The sequence below is a fragment of the Roseateles sp. GW821-FHT09B06 genome (genome assembly GCF_059418245.1).
Genome location: NZ_JBWKPM010000001.1, coordinates 136030 through 151996, shown reverse-complemented (window position 1 = coordinate 151996; position 15967 = coordinate 136030). Strand labels below are relative to the sequence as shown.

The following is a 15967-nucleotide window of genomic DNA, read 5'->3' as shown; positions in this document are numbered from 1 at the left end:
TCCGTGCTTGATGATCAGGGGTGGGGGCGGGCGTAGCCGGTCTGGGCGCCGAAGACGCGCTCGCGCTGCGACCAGTCGTGCGTCCGTTCCCAGAGTTCCAGCACCCGGTAGGCCTCGGCCTCGAACTCACGATGGCGCTCGGGCGGGGCGGTGCGCGCGGTCAGCTCGAGCCGATGCCCCGAGGGGTCGAAGAAATAGATCGAGGTGATGAAGTCGTCGTGGTTGGTCGGCCCGATGACCGGCAGGCCCAGGGCCTGCAGGCGCTCGCGCTCGGCCATGACCGTGGCCACGCTGTCCACCTCGAAGGCGAAATGCTGGATCCAGTCGGGCGACTCGAGATCGCGCATCTGGCCGGGATCGCGCGGGCATTCGAAGAAGGCGATCGAACTGCCGTCCTCCATCTCGAAGAAGATGTGGATATGCGGGCTGTACTGGCCGGTGGACGGCACATGGTCCTCGCCCATCGCATGGGAGAACTTCAGGCCCAGCACCTGGGTGTAGAAGTCCACCGTGGCGCGGGCGTCGCGGCAGCGGTAGGCGGCGTGGTGCAGTTTCTTGCAGAGCATGGCGGGCGACTCCTCGCGCTTCAGTTGACGTAATTGCCGGTCTTGGCGGCGACGCGGCGCCAGCGTGCGATCTCGGTCTGGATGCGCTCGCGGACGGCCTCGGGCGGGGCGGTCGAGAACGCGACGTCGATGCCCTGGAGCGCCAGCTTCTCGCGCACCTCGGGCTGGTTCAGGATCGCGCCGATCGCGCGGTTCAGCGTCTCGACCGCCGCGGCCGGCGTGCCGGCCGGCGCGAACAGGCCGTACCACATGCCGGCCTCGTAGCCCGGCACGAACTCGCCGATGCTGGCCACGCCGGGCAGCTCGGCGACGCGCTTCGTGCTGGCCAGGCCGAGGCCGCGGATGCGGCCCTGCTTGATCAGCGGGATCATCTGCAGCGCCGGCCCGGCCACCAGGTCCAGGCGCCCGCCCATCAGGTCCTGCAGCGCCTCGCCGACGCCCTTGTAGGGGATCAGCTGCAGATCCAGTCCGGTCTGCACCTTCAGCAGATCCAGGGTCAGGCTGGTGGTGCTGCCCAACTGCACCTGGCCCGGATGGGCCTTGGCATGGGCAAGGAATTGCGGGATGGTCGCGAAGGGCGCCGTCTTCGAGGCCGCCAGCAGCACGGCCGAATCGCCCAGCGCCTTCACCGGCACGAAGTCCTTCTCCAGCTGGAAGGGGATCTGGCGGTAGAAGGCCGAGTTCGCGGTGTGCACGCCGCTGAGGATGCCGACCGTGTAGCCGTCGGGCGGCGCCTTGGCGAGGAAGTCCGCGCCCAGGTTGCCGGCCGCGCCGGCGCGGTTCTCGACGATCACCGGCTGCTTCAGCCGCGCGGCCAGCGGCTCGGCGATCAGCCGGGCCAGCACGTCCTGCGCGCCGCCGGCGGGGAAGGGCACGACCAGCCGGATCGGCTTGGCCGGATAAGGCTGGGCCCGAGCCGCGGGAAGCAGGCTCAGGGCCGCGAGACCGGCGATCAGCAGACGCCGGCCGGCGCAGTACATCGTTGTCAAGGCATCTCTCCGTTGCAGTCGCCGCATGGCGTCGCGGCCAGTCTAGGGACGGGTCTTGCCCGCGCGGCTCCCCGGGCGTCCCGCCTTCTACCGAATCGTCCGAACTTCGAGGCCCAGCGGGCAAAACCTAGGACGATGACGGCGCGGCCGTCGAGCCGCGCACGATCAGCTCGGGCGTCAGCACGCGCGCGCTGGGCTGCTGGAGGGGTTCCCGCAGCAGGTCCATGAAGAGCTGGGCGGCCTGGTGGCTCATCTGCTCGACCGCGATGCGCACGGTGGTCAGCGGCGGGTCGATCAGGTCGACCAGCGGCATGTCGTTGTGGCCCACCAGCGAAACATCCTGCGGCACGCCGACGCCCGCGCCGCGCAGCACTTCCAGCGTGCCGAGCGCGATCAGGTCGTTGGCCGCGAAGATCGCGCTCGGCCGGGTGGATTTGCCGCTCCAGAGCCGGCGTGTCGCGTCGGCGCCGGCCTGGCGCGTGAAGGCCGAAGCCTCGACGATCAGCGGCTTGCCGAAGCCCAGCGCCGGCGCCAGCTCCAGCACCGCGGCGCTGCGGGCCCGGCCCGTCGAGGAACTGCTCGGGCCGGAGATATGCGCGATGCGGCGATGGCCCAGCCCGGCCAGATGCTGCAGCACCAGGCGCACGCTCTCGCGGTCGTCGTTGACGACGCTGGGAAAGCGGCGCTCGCCGAAGCCGCGGTTCACCAGCACGGTCGGCAGGCCGCGCTGGGCCGCGACCTCCAGCATCGGATCGTCGCTCTCGGCGGCCAGCACCAGCAGGCCGCTGACCCGGCGGTTCGCCAGCGCGACGATGATGTCGCGCCGCTGCGCCGCGTCGTCGGGGGTCTGCACGATCAGGCACATCAGCGACTGCTTGCGCAGCTCGGCCTCCAGGCCCTTGACGATGGGACCGAACAGCGGGTTGCCGAGATCGGGCACGACGATCGCGACCAGGTCGGTGCGCTGGGTGCGCAGCGAGGCCGCGATGGTGTTGGGCTGATAGCCGAGCTCGGCGGCGATGCGCACGATGCGCTCGCGCGTCTGCTCCGAGACCTTGCCGGCCACGCCGCGCAGCGCCCGCGACACCGAGGCCGGATGGACGCCGGCGGCGCGCGCGATGTCGTCGATGGTCACGGGTGAGGAGGGGGTGTTCATCGGCAATTGGAGGCAATCGGTTGCCTATATTACTGGAACTTCCGCCCTTGTTTGCACTTACCAAATCGTCCGATTTGTTCGAAATCCTGGGAGAAAACAGCTTGCTGAATTGATTTTTCGGTCGTACCTTAGGGCAATCGATTGCCTTGCAATCAGGAAAAAGGAGACCCAAGGTGCAAACTGCTTTGCCCGCTTCCGACCCGCAGGCCCTGCTCGACGCGGTGCTGCGGGCCAACGAGGCCACGGCCGATCCGCGGCTGAAACAGATCCTGGCGGCGGCGATCCGTCATCTGCATGCCTTCGCGCTGGAGGTCGACCTGACGCCGGCCGAGCTGGAGCAGGGGCTGGACTTCCTGGTGCGCATCGGCCAGGCCAGCGGGCCCAAGAAGCATGAAGGCATCCTGCTGGCCGACATCCTGGGCCTGGCCACCCTGGTTCAGCTGCGCGGCGCCCGCCATGCGCTGCAGGCCGGCGGCACCGAGCCGGCCCTGATCGGGCCCTTCTGGCGCGCCCACCAGCCGCTGCGCCGCGACGGTGAATGCATCGCCAGCGATGACACGCCGGGCCCGCGCCTGAGCGTGCGCGGCCGGGTTCGCTCGCTGGATGGCCGGGCCATCGCCGGCGCCCGGGTCGAGACCTGGCAGGCCTCGCCCAAGGGCCTCTACGAGAACCAGGACGAGGCCCAGCCGCGCATGAATCTGCGCGGCCGCTTCGAGACCGATGGCGAGGGGCGCTTCTCCTTCGTCAGCGTGCGGCCGGCCGGCTATCCGGTGCCGGTCGACGGCCCCTGCGGCGAGCTGCTGGCCGCACAGCGCCGCCACACGATGCGGCCGGCGCATCTGCACTTCATCGTCGTCGCGCCGGGGCACCGGGTGCTGGCCACGCAGTTCTTCGACAGCGAGGACCCGCATGCTTATGACGATGTCGTGTTCGGCGCGGTGGGCTCGCTGCTGCGGCGCTTCGAGCCGGACGGCGAGGGCGGCTGGCGGCTCGACGTCGAGCTGCGCCTGGAGCCCGGCGAGACCCAGCTGCCGAAATGCCCGATCCCCTGAGCGAGGACCGCAGAAATGAACGCTACAAGAAGCTTTGAACCGCGCGAGCGCCTGGACGGCGAGCTGGCGGTGATCACCGGCGGCACCGGCGCGATCGGCCTGGCCGCGGCGCGGCGCCTGGCGCGCCTGGGCGCGCGCGTCGTGCTGCTGCAGCGGCGCGGCGGCGAGAGCGCGCGGGCCGCGCTGCAGGAACTGGAGGGTGACGGTCATTTCGCGGTGACGGCCTCGGTCACCGACAGCGCCGCGCTGACCGCCGCCGCCGCCGAGCTGCGGGAACGCGCCGGCGCCGCCAGCATCCTGGTCAACTGCGCCGGCTTCACCAAGCCGGTCGCGGCGGCCGATCTCGACGGCCTGAGCGACCAGTTGATCGACGAGATCTTCGCCACCAACTGGCGCGGCACCTTCGCGGCGATCCGCGCCTTCGCGCCGCAGCTCAGGGAGCGCGGCGACGCGGTGGTCGTCAACGTGTCCTCGATCGCCGCCTTCACCGGCCTGGGCAGCAACCTGGCCTATGCGGCGGCCAAGGCCGGCACCGATGCGCTGACCAAGGCGCTGGCCAAGACGCTGGCGCCGCAGATCCGGATGCTGGCGGTTTCGCCGGGCATCGTCGACACCGGCTTCGTGCCGGGGCGCGATGCGGCCTTCAACGAGAAGGCGGGCGCCGCCATCCCGCTGCGCCGGGTCGGCACCGCGGACGACGTGGCCGCCGCCATCGTCGCCTGCTGCACCGCGCTGCGCTATGCCACCGGCAGCGTCATCGTCGCCGACGGCGGCCGCCACCTCGGCTGAACGGAAGAAATCCATGGAACGATCCACCATCCTGACCTGCGCGGTCACCGGCAATCTGACGACGCCCGAGCAGACGCCCCACCTGCCGGTGACGCCGGCGCAGATCACCGCGGCCTGCCTGGAGGCCGCCGAGGCCGGCGCCGCCGCGGTGCATATCCATGTGCGCGACCCCGCGAGCGGCAAGCCCTCGATGGCGCTGGAACTCTATGCCGAGGTGGTCGAGGCGCTGCGCCGCGCCAACCCGGCGCTGATCATCAATCTGACCACCGGACCCGGTGGCCGCTATGTGCCCAGCGACGAGGACCCCAAGCTGTTCGCGCCCGGCACCTCGCTGCTGCCGCCGGAGCGCCGGGTCGAACATATCGCGGCGCTGCGGCCCGACATCTGTTCGCTGGACCTCAACACGATGAACTCGGGCGATCAGGTCGTGATGAACACGCCGAAGAACGTGCGCCGCATGGCCAGGATCATCCGCGACGCCGGTGCCATGCCCGAGCTGGAATGCTTCGACACCGGCGACCTGGTGCTGGCCCAGCAGCTGATCGCCGACGGCACGCTGCAAGGCCCCGGGCTCTATACCTTCGTGATGGGCGTGCGCTATGCGCTGCCCTTCACGACCGAGGCGATGCAGCTGGCGCGCTCGCTGATCGACCGCGAGGCCCAGTGGTCGGCCTTCGCGGTGGGGCGCCATGCCTTCCAGGCGGTGGCCCAGGCCCAGCTGCTGGGCGGCAATGTGCGCATCGGCCTGGAGGACACGATCTATCTGAGCCGCGGCGAACTGGCCCGCGGCAATGGCGAACTGGTGGCCAAGGCGCGCCGCATCGTCGAGGACCTGGGCGGCACCTTGGCCACGCCGCGCGAGGCGCGCGAGCGCTGGGGCCTGCGCCCGTCGAACCGGCACCCCGCCGTCACCGTCATCTGAATCACGAGAAGAAAGAAGGACTCCCGCTTATGAACGCCCCGCAAGAAACCATGGGCCGCGCGCTGCGCTTCAGCGCCAAGGCTCCGTCCCCCGAGGAGCTGGCGCCCAGCATCATTCCGGTCGAACTGCCCGAGGCCGGGCCCGGCCAGGCCGTCGTCGAGGTGCGCGCCGCCGCGGTGAATCCGAGCGACGTCAAGGCGGCGCTGGGGATGATGCCGCATGCCGTCTGGCCACGCACGCCGGGCCGCGACTTCGCCGGCACCGTGGTGGCCGGGCCGGCCGACTGGATCGGCGTCGAGGTCTGGGGCACCGGCGGCGACCTGGGCATCACGCGCGACGGCAGCCACTCGCGCTACCTGCTGCTGCCCATCGAGGCGCTGAGCCGCAAGCCGGCCTCGGTGTCGGTGGCCTCGGCCGCGACGGTGGGGGTGCCCTTCATCACGGCCTTCGAGGGCCTGCGCCGCGCGCTGCTGCGCGGCGCCGGGCAGACCGTGGTCGTGTTCGGCGCCAACGGCAAGGTCGGCCAGGCCGCGATCCAGCTGGCGACGCGCGCCGGGGCCACCGTGATCGGCGTCGAGCGCGATGCGCGGGCCTATCAGGGCCATGCCTCGTCGGCCGTGACCCTGCTGGACGGCGCGCGTCCCGATCTTGCCGCGGCCGTGCTGGAGGCCAGCGGCGGGCGCGGCGCCGACATCGCCTACAACACCGTCGGCTCGCCGTACTTCGCCGCGGCGCTGGAGAGCCTGGCGGTCGGCGGCACGCAGATCCTGATCTCGACCATCGAGCGCAGCGTGCCTTTCGACATCCTGGCCTTCTACCGCCGCAATCTGCAGATGCTGGGCGTGGACACGCTGAAGCTGCCGGTGACCGAATGCGCGCGGATCCTGAACTCGCTGCTGCCGGGCTTCGACGACGGCTCGCTGAAGGCCTTCGACGTCGACGAGACCGCCCTGATCCCGCTGGAGCAGGCTGGCGCCGCCTACCGGCGCGTGCTCGAAGGCTCGCGCGACCGCGTCGTGCTGGCGCCCTGAGGCGGGAGACGACGATGCATGTGGTTCGCATCGACCAGGCGCCCGCCTACGAGGCCGCCGGTCACACCGCGATGGCGATGCGCTATCTGCAGGGCCGCGAGGCCGGCCCGTCCGACAGCCTGTGGATCGGCCTGTCGGTGATCGAGCCGGGCGGCGGCACGACATCGAGCGCCTCGGCGGTCGAGAAGTTCTATGTGGTGCTCGAAGGCGAGCTGGAGATCGCCGCGCAGAACGGCGAAGACCGCCAATCCGAGATCCTGCATCCGCTTGACAGCTGCCGTATCGCGCCCGGAGAGGCGCGGCAGCTGACGAATCGCAGCGCGCGGCCGGCCTCGGTGCTGCTGCTGATGCCGCGCACGCCTTGAAGGCTTGAAGGCTTGGTATTGAAATCTTGATGGAGAGAGACAAATGCCCGTGATCCCTGTTTCGATGCACCGAAGAACCCTGGTCGCCGCGGCCGCCCTGGCCGCCGCCCTGGGTGCCTGCCCGGCGTTCGCGCAAGCGCCCAACGGCTTTCCCAAGCAGCCGCTGAAGTTCCTGGTGCCGTTCACGCCCGGCTCCGGCACCGATGTGGTGGCGCGCGCGGTCGGCGAGCAGCTGGAAAAGGCCCTGGGCCAGCCGGTCATCACCGAGAACAAGCCCGGTGCCGGCGGCACGCTGGGCGCCGGCCAGGTGGCCGCGGCGGTGGCCGACGGCCACACGGTGCTGATCCATTCGGCGGCCCATGTCGCGAACGCGGCGCTGTACAAGAACCTGCGCTACGACACCCTGAAGGACTTCACGCCGGTGACCATGCTGGCGGCCCTGCCCAATGTGCTGGTCACGGCGCCGGGCAAGGACTTCCGCACCGTGCAGGAACTGGTGCAGAAGGCGAGGGCGAATCCGGGCAAATATCTCTATGCCTCGGCCGGCAACGGCAGCGCCACCCATATCAACGCCGAGAAATTCCGCGCCGCCGTCGGCATCGAGGCCGATCACATTCCCTTCAAGGGCACGCCGGAGGCGCTGACCGAGGTGATGGCCGGGCGCCTGGACTGGTTCTTCGCGCCGCTGGTCTCGGCCTTGCCGCTGATCAAGGATGGCAAGCTCATCGCGCTCGCCGTGGGCACGCCCAAGCGTTCGTCGGCGCTGCCGGATGTGCCGACCACGCTGGAGGCCGGTTACGCGAACTCGGACTACACCTTCTGGGTCGGGATGTTCGTGCCCGCCAAGACGCCCGCGGCCGTCGTCGCCAAGCTGAACGAGGAGGCTGCCAAGGCCCTGAAGACGGATGCGCTGCGCGAGCGCCTGCAAAGGCTGGGCGCCGAGCCCGTGCCGATGGCGCAGAACCAGTTCGCCTCCCTGGTGCACAACGAGGCCGACATGGCGGCCGCGCTGATCAAGCGGGCCAACATCAAGCTCGATTGACGACCCGGCGCGGGTCGCGCCGACCGCGTCCGAGCACCCACCGCAGCGGCCCTGTGCGGGCCTGCCGCGAAGCCGAGCGCAAGCCCCGCGGCGATCGCCGCGGGGGCATCGGCCGAGGTTGTTCGGCAGGACCGGGTCGCGCCGCAGCTCGGCCGGCGTCGATGCGTCGCTTGACATGCAGGTATTTGCCTGCATATCATTCCCTCACGCATGAACGCATCGAATGGACGCTGACAAGGTTTTCAAGGCGCTGGGCGACCCGACACGCAGAAAGCTGCTCGACCTGCTGTACGAGCACAACGGGCAGACGCTGGGCCAGCTCTGCGAGCACCTGGACATGGCGCGGCAATCGGCCACGCAGCATCTCGGGATCCTGGAGGCGGCCAATCTGGTGAGCGCGGTCTGGCGTGGCCGGGAGAAGCTGCATTTCATCAACCCGGTGCCGCTGCACGAGGTCTACGAGCGGTGGGTACGGAAATTCGAACGCCAGCGGCTCGGCCTGCTGCACGACCTGAAGAGGGAACTCGAAGGAGAGTAACGATGAGCACAGAGAAGACGAGCTTCGTTTACGTGAGCTACATCCGCTCGACGCCGGAGAAGGTGTTCGAGGCCATCACGAAGCCGGAGATCGCGCGGCGCTACTGGGGCCACGAGAACGTCTCCGACTGGAAACCCGGATCGACCTGGGAACATGTGCGCGCCAATGAGCAGCGCATGGTCGAGCTGGTCGGCAAGGTGGTCGAGGTCTCGCCGCCGACGCGCCTGGTCATCACCTGGGCGAGCGCCTCGCAAGCCGCCGATCCGGCCAGCCACAGCCGCGTGAGCTTCGACATCGCGGCATACGAGGAGATGGTGCGGCTGACCGTCACCCATGACGAACTCGAGGCCGGTAGCGGGATGGCCAAGGGCATCCAGCAGGGCTGGCCGATCGTTCTTTCCAGCCTGAAGTCCTGGCTCGAAACGGGGCAGGGCATCGATGTCTTCGCCAAGCCCAAAGCGGGAATCGCGGCCTGAACCGGGAGTTGTTCATCATGACCCAGCCCTACACCGGCGGATGCGCCTGCGGCGCGATCCGCTACGCGACCCGGCACGCGCCCATCTTCCAGAACCATTGCCAGTGCCGCGACTGCCAGCGGCGCAGCGGCACCGGGCACGGCTCCTACCTGACCTTTCCCGCGCGCTCCGAGATGGCGATCACCGGCGAGGCGACGCAATGGGAGGTCGCGGGCGACAGCGGCAACGTGAAGACCCATGCCTTCTGCCCGGTCTGCGGAACGCCGGTCTTCCTGCGCTTTGCCGCGATGCCGGAGCTGATCGCGGTTCACGCGGCTAGCCTGGACGAGCCGGGCCGCTTCGCGCCGCAGGTGCTCACCTACAGCGTCCGCGGGCTCGCGTGGGACGCCATCATCGATCCCTCGTTGCAGGCATTCGAGCAGATGCCGCCGGCCTAGGTTGGACCGACATTCAGGAGCACTGCGTTGGGAGATAGATGCGACGGCGTCGCTCCCGGAATCATCGGATGAGGGGATCAGCGGGGCCAGAGCACGCCGGTTCGCCCTTGCGTGTTGATTTTACATAATACACATTGTCGATTCTTTTCCACTGGTTGTCCCGGCGTCTGATCGTGATCTGCATCTACAGCCTGTGTCAGGTCTTGCCGACGCAAAGGCATGCTGTCAAAACTGCCTAAGAATCCCGGCGATCTCGCCGGCATCCTGGCCGACCTGGGCAACCCATCGGCCGCTCAAGTCGCCCGGGCCTTGGGCGTCAGCCGTCGCACCGTAGACCGCTGGCGAAGGACGGGCGCGCCGCGAACAGGCCCGCGGTCAATGAACGGCACTGCCGAGAGGCTTAGGCCACGGCCTGCGGCCTCACTGGGGCAAGCCCCAGCGCCCCGGGCTCAGAAGGCGCCAGAACCATAACGCTCATCAAAGGCCCGCTTCGTCCTGATGTAGTGATTCGCGCAATCAACCGTCCAAGTACCTGATCTGGCCTCATCGCATTCCGGTGGCTTGCGATAGAACCGTGCCCACGCTTGCTCGCGCCGTTCATCAGCTTCGAACTTCTGCCTACGAGCCGCCTCCTCGCTTCGCTGCGTAGCAGCCTGTTCTTTACGATGCGCCGCCTGAGCTTCTTGCGCTTCTAGCGCGGCCCTCTGCGACTCGCGCTTCCTATCCACGGCGCTCTCCGAAGTCCACTGCTGAACCGTTTTCAAGAACTGCCGAACTTCCCAATCGGCACGCCATTCAAGAGCAGCCCAAACGATCAGCCCGACAACGAAATTGCCGACTATCACGCCCACCGCCACTTCTAACCACAACGGAAAACCGTGGCCCTCCCGATAAAGATTCCCCATTTTCGAAACCCTCCCCGACCCGGGGTTGTACCTCAGATCGCCCCGGCTTCTTGCAACGCTCGCCGCTGCCTGATACGGTCCTGCGTCGGCAGCGCCATAAGCTCCTGCACGACTGGATGCTTGGGCAAAGCCTTGCACTGTGGTGTGGCCTCGGGGCGCAGCAGGCAGTACAGGCCGGAATCGCGCTCAGCAGTGAATAGCTGGCCGGTCCGATAACTGCTGCTTGATGACACGCAACGGATGCTCGACCTTGGCCCGCGCGCTGGCCTTGAGCTTCTCGGCCTGCTCCAGCAGTCGATCCCGCTTGCTGGTCGGCTTCAACATTCGCGCCGCGGTCGTTGACAGCGCGGGGCCGCGGTGGTTCCAATCGGGCACGCCGTGCGTTCGTATCGACGGCTGTTTGCCCCTTGTCGGCCTGCGAAGCGGAAGGAGGACCTCATGGATCCCATCACGATCCTGCTGTCGGCATTCATCCTGTCGGTGCTGGCCCTTTCGGTCTTCATCTGGTCGATGCGCCAGGGTCTGTTCGACAGCGAGGCCGAGGGTGCCGAGGTCATCTTCGCGCCCGACGAACTCGGCAAGGTCGAGGACCCCGCCGCCAGCGGCCAGGCCCGCGCCGCGCTGCAGGACACGGTGCGGGCGCCCTCATCCGCCTCCGCGGCCGCCACCGAACTCTCGGCGCGCACCGAGGCCGACCGCTCCAGCGCCGTGGTGGTGTTCGTGTTCCTGCTCAGCGCGATCATCTGGCTGCTGGTGGCGTCGGGCGCCGGGCTCACGGCCTCGATCAAGCTGCACGAGCCGGACTGGCTGACGCAGTACGAATGGCTCAGTTTCGGCCGCGTGCGCACCCTGCACCTGAACGCCCTCGCCTACGGCTGGGCGCCGATGGCGGGGCTGGGGCTGTGCATCTGGCTGCTGCCGCGCCTGCTGAAGACGCGGCTGATCGGCGCGCGCTGGGCGCTGCTGGGCGCGGTGCTGTGGAACGCCGCGATGATCGCCGGCCTGGGCGCGATCGCGGTGGGCATCAACGACGGGCTGGAATGGCTGGAGATCCCCTGGCAGATCTCGCTGCTGCTGGTCGCCGGCGGCACCTGCGTCGGCCTGCCCCTGGTGTTCACGCTGGTGAACCGGCGCGTGCACCATCTCTACGTCTCGGTCTGGTACATGGGCGCGGCGCTGTTCTGGTTTCCGGTGCTCTACCTGGTGGCCAAGACGCCGGACCTGCATTTCGGCGTCGAGCAGGCCACGATGAACTGGTGGTACGGCCATAACGTGCTGGGCCTCTTTTACACGCCGCTGGCGCTGGCCACCATCTACTACTTCATGCCCAAGGTGCTGGGCCGGCCGATCCAGTCCTACAACCTCTCGCTGCTGGGCTTCTGGACCCTGGCCTTCTTCTACGGCCAGGTGGGCGGCCACCACCTGATCGGCGGGCCGGTGCCGCATTGGCTGGTCACGCTGTCGATCGTGCAGAGCATGATGATGCTGGTGCCGGTGCTGGCCTTCGGCGTCAACGGCGCGCTGACCCTGAAGGGCTTCTACCGGGCGCTGATCCATTCGCCCACGCTGCGTTTCGTGGCCTTTGCCGGGGCGATGTATGTGGTGACGTCGGCGCAGGGTTCGTTCGAGGCGCTGCGCAGCGTCAACACCGTGACCCATTTCACCCACTACACGGTGGGCCATTCGCACATCGGCCTGTACGGCTTCGTCAGCATGGCCTTCTTCGGCGGCATCTACTTCGTGATGCCGCGCGTGGTGGAGCGCGAATGGCCCTACCCGCGCCTGATCCTCGTGCATTTCTGGCTAGCGGCCCTGGGCGTCTCGATCTACTTCGCGACGATGACCATCGGCGGCTGGCTGCAGGGCATGGCGATGCTGGACGGCGCCCGGCCCTTCATGGAGTCGGTGACGCTGACCCTGCCGTGGCTGAAGGGGCGCAGCGTCGGCGGCGCGCTGATGACGCTGGCCCACCTGGTTTTCGCCGCCCATTTCGCGGCGCTGATCCTGAATCTGGGGCCGACGCGGCACCGCCCCGCCCTCTTCCACATGGCCGGCAAGGAGGCCTAAAGCGATGGACAGCGAAACCAAGCTGGTCGCGGGCGGGATGGTGATGCTGGCCGTGGCCACCAGCGCCCTGGTCGTGCTGCCCTATCTGCAGCTCAAGGACGTCAAGCCCGCAACGGGGCTCAAGCCCTACAGCTCGGCCGAGCTGCGCGGCCGCGCCGAATACATCCGCCAGGGCTGCGTCTACTGCCACACCCAGCAGCCGCGCGACCGTTCCCAGACACCGGCCGATGCCGAGCGCGGCTGGGGCCGCGCCACGGTGGCGGCCGACTACTACTACGACCGCCCGCACCTACTGGGCAGCATGCGCACCGGGCCCGACCTGATGAACATCGGCGTGCGCCAGCCCAGCGCCGACTGGCATTTCGGCCATCTCTACCAGCCGCGCGCCTATGTGCCGGGCAGCATCATGCCGGCCTACCCCTTCCTGTTCGAGGTGAAGGACAAGGCCGAGCCCGGCGAGCGCGCGATCAATCTGCCGCCGCCCTACGAGCCGCGTGGCGGCAAGGTGGTGGTGGCCCGGCCCGCGGCCGAGGATCTGGTCAAGTACCTGCTGGCGCTGAACCGCAGCTACCCGGTGCTGCCGGCCAAGGCCCAGGCCGAGCCCGCGGCCAGCGCGCCCTGAGGAGAGATGGCCATGACGAATCAGCGAGACAGCAGCGATCCGCAAGGCCGCGAGAACCCCGACCCGCACGAGCTCGGCAGGCCCATCCCGCTGTGGGTGCTGGGCGTCGCCGCGCTGCTGGCGGCCTGGGGCGTCTACTACATCCTCGCCGCCGGCCCCCTGGTCGAGGCGCGCTACGGCGACATCCGCAGCCTGGACGACCTGCGTGCCAAGCCCGGTGCCGCGGCCGGTGCGGCCGCCGACGGCGCCGCCATCTACGCGGCGCGCTGCGTGGCCTGCCACCAGGCCACCGGCGCGGGCTTGCCGGGCGTGTTCCCGCCGCTGGCCGGCTCCGAATGGGTGCTGGGCGCGGAGAAGGCGCTGCTGCAGATCCTGCTGCATGGCGCCGAGGGCGAGCTGACCGTCAAGGGCCAGGTCTACAAGGGCGCGATGCCGGCCTTCGGCGCGCAACTGGCCGATGCCGAGCTGGCCGCGGTGGCCAGCCATGTCCGCAAGCAATGGGGCAATGACGCCGCGCCGATCGACGCCGCCGCGGTGGCGCGCGAGCGCGAGGCCAGCAAGGAGCGCCAGACGCCATGGAAGGGCGACGCCGAACTCACGGCGCTGAAATGAACACGCGGGCCGACGCCTCCTTGCGCGGCACCCTGCTGCTCTGCGCCCTGCTGGCCGCGGCCGCGCTGGCCGCCGCGGCCGCCCTGACCGGGGGCTTCGCGGCCTGGACCTTCGAGGATCTGCGCCGCGAGCGCGCCGAACGCGGCGAGCTGCGGGCGCCGCCCGCGCTGGCGCTGCGCGACAGCCGGGGCCAGGTCTTGCGTCCCTGGGCGGAGGGGGCGGAAGGATCGGAGGCCATCCACATCGTCGATTTCATCTACACCCGCTGCCCCGGCGTCTGCCGCACGCTCGGCAGCGAGTTCCAGCAGATGCAGTCGCGCCTGCGCGGGGACGGGCCGGCCGGCGTGAGCCTGCTGTCGATCTCCTTCGACCTCGAGCACGACGACCGCGCCGCGCTGGCGGCCCACGGCGCGCTCTACCGGGCCGATCCGGCGCGCTGGACCCTGGCCCTGCCGCGCAGCGCGCAGGAGCGCGACGCCCTGCAGCGCGCGCTGGGCGTGATCGCCATCCCCGACGGCCGGGGCGGCTTCGTGCACAACGCCGCGCTGCATCTGATCGACGGCCGCGGCCGGCTGCGCGCGATCTACGACTACGAGGCCTGGCCGCAGGCGCTGGCACATGCCCAGCAGATGGCCCGCGAGACGGCCGCCCGGCCATGACAGGAAAACTGCTCGCCGCCCTGCCCCTGCTGCTGCTGTGGCCGGCGCTGCGCCAGGGCCTGGAGAGCCGCATGGCCCTGCACATGCTGCTGGAGTTTCCGCTGCTGTTCCTGGCCGGCTGGGCGGCGCAGGGCTGGGTGAGCGATCGCCGGTGGCGACGCCTGGACTGGCGCGGCCTGGCCGGCGCCACCCTGCTGCTGGCGGTCTCGGCCATCTGGATGATTCCGGCGGCGCTGGACCTGGCCCTGCTGGACGGCCGCGTCGCGGTCGCCAAGTACCTCGGCTGGTGGCTGGCCGGCGTCGCGATGGCCGGCAGCTGGCGGCGGCTGGATGGCGTGGTCGCGCTCTTCATGGGCGGCAACCTGGCCTGGATGATGGCCACCGCCGGCCTGCTCTACCAATCCAGCCCGCAGCGCCTGTGCGTCAACTATCTGCAGGACGAGCAGGTCTGGACCGGCGCCGGGCTGATCGCCGGCGCCGTGGCCCTGGGCGCGCTGCTGCTGGGGCGCGTGCTGCGAGCGCGCCCCGCGACTGAGGCGCCCGAGGTGGCTCAGGCCGCCGCCATCAGTTCCTCGTTGGGGCCGAAGAACTCGTAGCGCAGCTGCGCCGCCGGCACGCCCAGCGCCAGGCCGCTGGCATAGACCGACTGCATGAAGGGCTTGGGGCCCAGCAGGTAGAGGTCCACGTCGCGGTCGGCCGGCAGCTCGCGCGCCAGCAGGGCCTGGTCGACGCGGCCCACCGCATGCGGCGCGTCGCCGGGGCGGGGCTCGTCGTAGATGTAGAGGGCCTGCACATTGGCGTGGGCCCGCGCCAGCTGCTCGACGCGCTCGCGGAAGGCGTGCACGCCGCCATGCTTGGCCGCGTGGATGAAGCGGATCGGCCGGCCGCTGGCCGCCGCGCTCTCCAGCATGCACATCGCCGGCGTGATGCCGACGCCGCCGGTCACCAGCAGCAGCGGACGCCGCGCCGCGCCGTCCAGCGTGAACTCGCCCGCCGGGGCCTGGGCCTGCAGCACCGCGTCCACCTCGACATGGTCATGCAGCCAGTTCGACACCCGGCCGCCCTCCTCGCGCTTGACGCTGATGCGGTACCAGGGCTTGCCCGGCGCGTCGGACAGCGAATAGTTGCGCCGCACGGTCTCGCCGTCGATGTCCAGCACCAGGGTCAGGTATTGCCCCGGCGCGAAGGCCAGCAGCGCCTCGCCGTCGACCGGCTCCAGGTAGAAGGAGGTGATCAGCTCGCTCTCGACCACCTTGCGCGCCACCCGCAGCGGGCGCTGGCCGCGCCAGCCGCCGGCCTGGGCCGCGGTGTCCGCGTAGACCTGCTCCTCGGCATCGATCAGCAGCCGCGCCAGGGCGCCATAGGCCTCGCCCCAGGCGGCGATGATCTCGTCGCTGGCCACCTCGCCCAGCACCTCGCGGATCGCGCGCAGCAGGCAGGCGCCGACGATCGGGTAATGCTCGGGCAGCACGCCCAGCGCCACATGCTTTTGCACGATGCGCGGCAGGGCCGGCGCCAGCGCGTCCAGCCGGTCGATATGGCTGGCATAGGCCAGCACGGCGCCGGCCAGCGCACGGGCCTGGGTGCCGGCGCCCTGATGGGCCTCGTTGAAGAAGGCCTTCAGCTCCGGATGCTCGCTGAGCATCAGGCGGTAGAAATGTTCGGTGATCGCTTCGCCCTGCTGTTTCAGCACGGGCACGGTGGCCTTGACCAGCGCGATGGTCTGGGGGGAGAACATG

Annotated in this window: 21 protein-coding genes; 15 read left to right on the top strand and 6 right to left on the bottom strand. The window is 69.7% G+C overall.

The window, feature by feature from the left end:
• Positions 1-14: 14 nt before the first annotated feature.
• The 3 genes from AC07OQ_RS00775 to AC07OQ_RS00765 form a co-directional block, all read right to left on the bottom strand.
• Positions 15-566, bottom strand: a complete 552-nt coding sequence (locus AC07OQ_RS00775; protein ID WP_495051167.1) for a VOC family protein — start codon at positions 564-566, stop codon at positions 15-17.
• A gap of 20 nt (positions 567-586) precedes the next feature.
• Positions 587-1546: a tripartite tricarboxylate transporter substrate-binding protein gene (locus AC07OQ_RS00770; protein ID WP_495051375.1), complete on the bottom strand. Its 960-nt coding sequence runs from the start codon at positions 1544-1546 to the stop codon at positions 587-589.
• Positions 1547-1682: 136 nt separating this feature from the next.
• A complete protein-coding gene (locus AC07OQ_RS00765; RefSeq protein ID WP_495051166.1) occupies positions 1683-2711 on the bottom strand; it encodes a LacI family DNA-binding transcriptional regulator in 1029 nt (342 codons plus the stop codon).
• A gap of 173 nt (positions 2712-2884) precedes the next feature.
• On the opposite strand from AC07OQ_RS00765, the gene AC07OQ_RS00760 reads away from it, so the two are divergent.
• The 10 genes from AC07OQ_RS00760 to AC07OQ_RS00715 all read left to right on the top strand — a co-directional run bounded on the left by AC07OQ_RS00760 (position 2885) and on the right by AC07OQ_RS00715 (position 9834).
• Positions 2885-3763 (top strand): dioxygenase family protein, encoded by an 879-nt coding sequence (locus AC07OQ_RS00760; protein ID WP_495051165.1) that lies wholly within the window; start codon positions 2885-2887, stop codon positions 3761-3763.
• A 15-nt stretch (positions 3764-3778) separates the two neighbouring features.
• The gene (locus AC07OQ_RS00755) at positions 3779-4552 is read left to right on the top strand and encodes an SDR family NAD(P)-dependent oxidoreductase (RefSeq protein ID WP_495051164.1); all 774 of its coding nucleotides are present in this window, start codon (positions 3779-3781) and stop codon (positions 4550-4552) included.
• Between the two features lie 13 nt (positions 4553-4565).
• Positions 4566-5474 carry a beta-keto acid cleavage family enzyme gene (locus tag AC07OQ_RS00750; protein WP_495051163.1) on the top strand — a complete coding sequence of 303 codons (909 nt, stop codon included), beginning with the start codon at positions 4566-4568 and terminating at the stop codon, positions 5472-5474.
• 29 nt (positions 5475-5503) lie between these two features.
• Entirely contained in the window at positions 5504-6505 is a 1002-nt protein-coding gene (locus AC07OQ_RS00745; protein WP_495051162.1) for a quinone oxidoreductase family protein, read from the top strand.
• A 14-nt stretch (positions 6506-6519) separates the two neighbouring features.
• Positions 6520-6870, top strand: coding sequence for a cupin domain-containing protein (locus AC07OQ_RS00740; protein WP_495051161.1), 351 nt, complete (start codon positions 6520-6522; stop codon positions 6868-6870).
• 64 nt (positions 6871-6934) lie between these two features.
• Positions 6935-7912 (top strand): Bug family tripartite tricarboxylate transporter substrate binding protein, encoded by a 978-nt coding sequence (locus tag AC07OQ_RS00735; RefSeq protein ID WP_495051160.1) that lies wholly within the window; start codon positions 6935-6937, stop codon positions 7910-7912.
• A gap of 223 nt (positions 7913-8135) precedes the next feature.
• A complete protein-coding gene (locus tag AC07OQ_RS00730) occupies positions 8136-8450 on the top strand; it encodes an ArsR/SmtB family transcription factor (protein WP_495051159.1) in 315 nt (104 codons plus the stop codon).
• 2 nt (positions 8451-8452) lie between these two features.
• A complete protein-coding gene (locus tag AC07OQ_RS00725; RefSeq protein WP_495051158.1) occupies positions 8453-8926 on the top strand; it encodes an SRPBCC family protein in 474 nt (157 codons plus the stop codon).
• A 17-nt stretch (positions 8927-8943) separates the two neighbouring features.
• Positions 8944-9363, top strand: coding sequence for a GFA family protein (locus AC07OQ_RS00720; protein WP_495051157.1), 420 nt, complete (start codon positions 8944-8946; stop codon positions 9361-9363).
• Between the two features lie 219 nt (positions 9364-9582).
• Positions 9583-9834, top strand: a complete 252-nt coding sequence (locus AC07OQ_RS00715; protein WP_495051156.1) for a helix-turn-helix domain-containing protein — start codon at positions 9583-9585, stop codon at positions 9832-9834.
• On the opposite strand, the gene AC07OQ_RS00710 is transcribed toward AC07OQ_RS00715, so the two are convergent.
• Both AC07OQ_RS00710 and AC07OQ_RS00705 read right to left on the bottom strand, forming a co-directional pair.
• The gene (locus tag AC07OQ_RS00710) at positions 9813-10268 is read right to left on the bottom strand and encodes a hypothetical protein (RefSeq protein WP_495051155.1); all 456 of its coding nucleotides are present in this window, start codon (positions 10266-10268) and stop codon (positions 9813-9815) included. The genes AC07OQ_RS00715 and AC07OQ_RS00710 overlap by 22 nt on opposite strands.
• 186 nt (positions 10269-10454) lie before the next feature.
• Positions 10455-10592, bottom strand: coding sequence for a hypothetical protein (locus tag AC07OQ_RS00705; RefSeq protein ID WP_495051382.1), 138 nt, complete (start codon positions 10590-10592; stop codon positions 10455-10457).
• A gap of 114 nt (positions 10593-10706) precedes the next feature.
• On the opposite strand from AC07OQ_RS00705, the gene AC07OQ_RS00700 reads away from it, so the two are divergent.
• The 5 genes from AC07OQ_RS00700 to AC07OQ_RS00680 are packed head-to-tail and all read left to right on the top strand — an operon-like array spanning position 10707 to position 14824.
• On the top strand, positions 10707-12335 hold the full coding sequence (locus tag AC07OQ_RS00700; RefSeq protein WP_495051154.1) for a cbb3-type cytochrome c oxidase subunit I: 1629 nt from the start codon (positions 10707-10709) through the stop codon (positions 12333-12335).
• Between the two features lie 4 nt (positions 12336-12339).
• Positions 12340-12957: a cbb3-type cytochrome c oxidase subunit II gene (locus tag AC07OQ_RS00695; protein ID WP_495051153.1), complete on the top strand. Its 618-nt coding sequence runs from the start codon at positions 12340-12342 to the stop codon at positions 12955-12957.
• 12 nt (positions 12958-12969) lie between these two features.
• Positions 12970-13569, top strand: coding sequence for a c-type cytochrome (locus AC07OQ_RS00690; RefSeq protein ID WP_495051152.1), 600 nt, complete (start codon positions 12970-12972; stop codon positions 13567-13569).
• The gene (locus tag AC07OQ_RS00685; protein ID WP_495051151.1) at positions 13566-14228 is read left to right on the top strand and encodes an SCO family protein; all 663 of its coding nucleotides are present in this window, start codon (positions 13566-13568) and stop codon (positions 14226-14228) included. Before AC07OQ_RS00690 ends, AC07OQ_RS00685 begins: the two co-directional genes overlap by 4 nt.
• The gene (locus AC07OQ_RS00680; RefSeq protein ID WP_495051150.1) at positions 14225-14824 is read left to right on the top strand and encodes a hypothetical protein; all 600 of its coding nucleotides are present in this window, start codon (positions 14225-14227) and stop codon (positions 14822-14824) included. Before AC07OQ_RS00685 ends, AC07OQ_RS00680 begins: the two co-directional genes overlap by 4 nt.
• Here AC07OQ_RS00680 and hmpA read toward each other — a convergent pair.
• Positions 14779-15966 carry an NO-inducible flavohemoprotein gene (gene hmpA / locus AC07OQ_RS00675; protein ID WP_495051149.1) on the bottom strand — a complete coding sequence of 396 codons (1188 nt, stop codon included), beginning with the start codon at positions 15964-15966 and terminating at the stop codon, positions 14779-14781. The two genes, AC07OQ_RS00680 and hmpA, sit on opposite strands and share 46 nt — an antisense overlap.
• Position 15967: the final 1 nt, after the last annotated feature.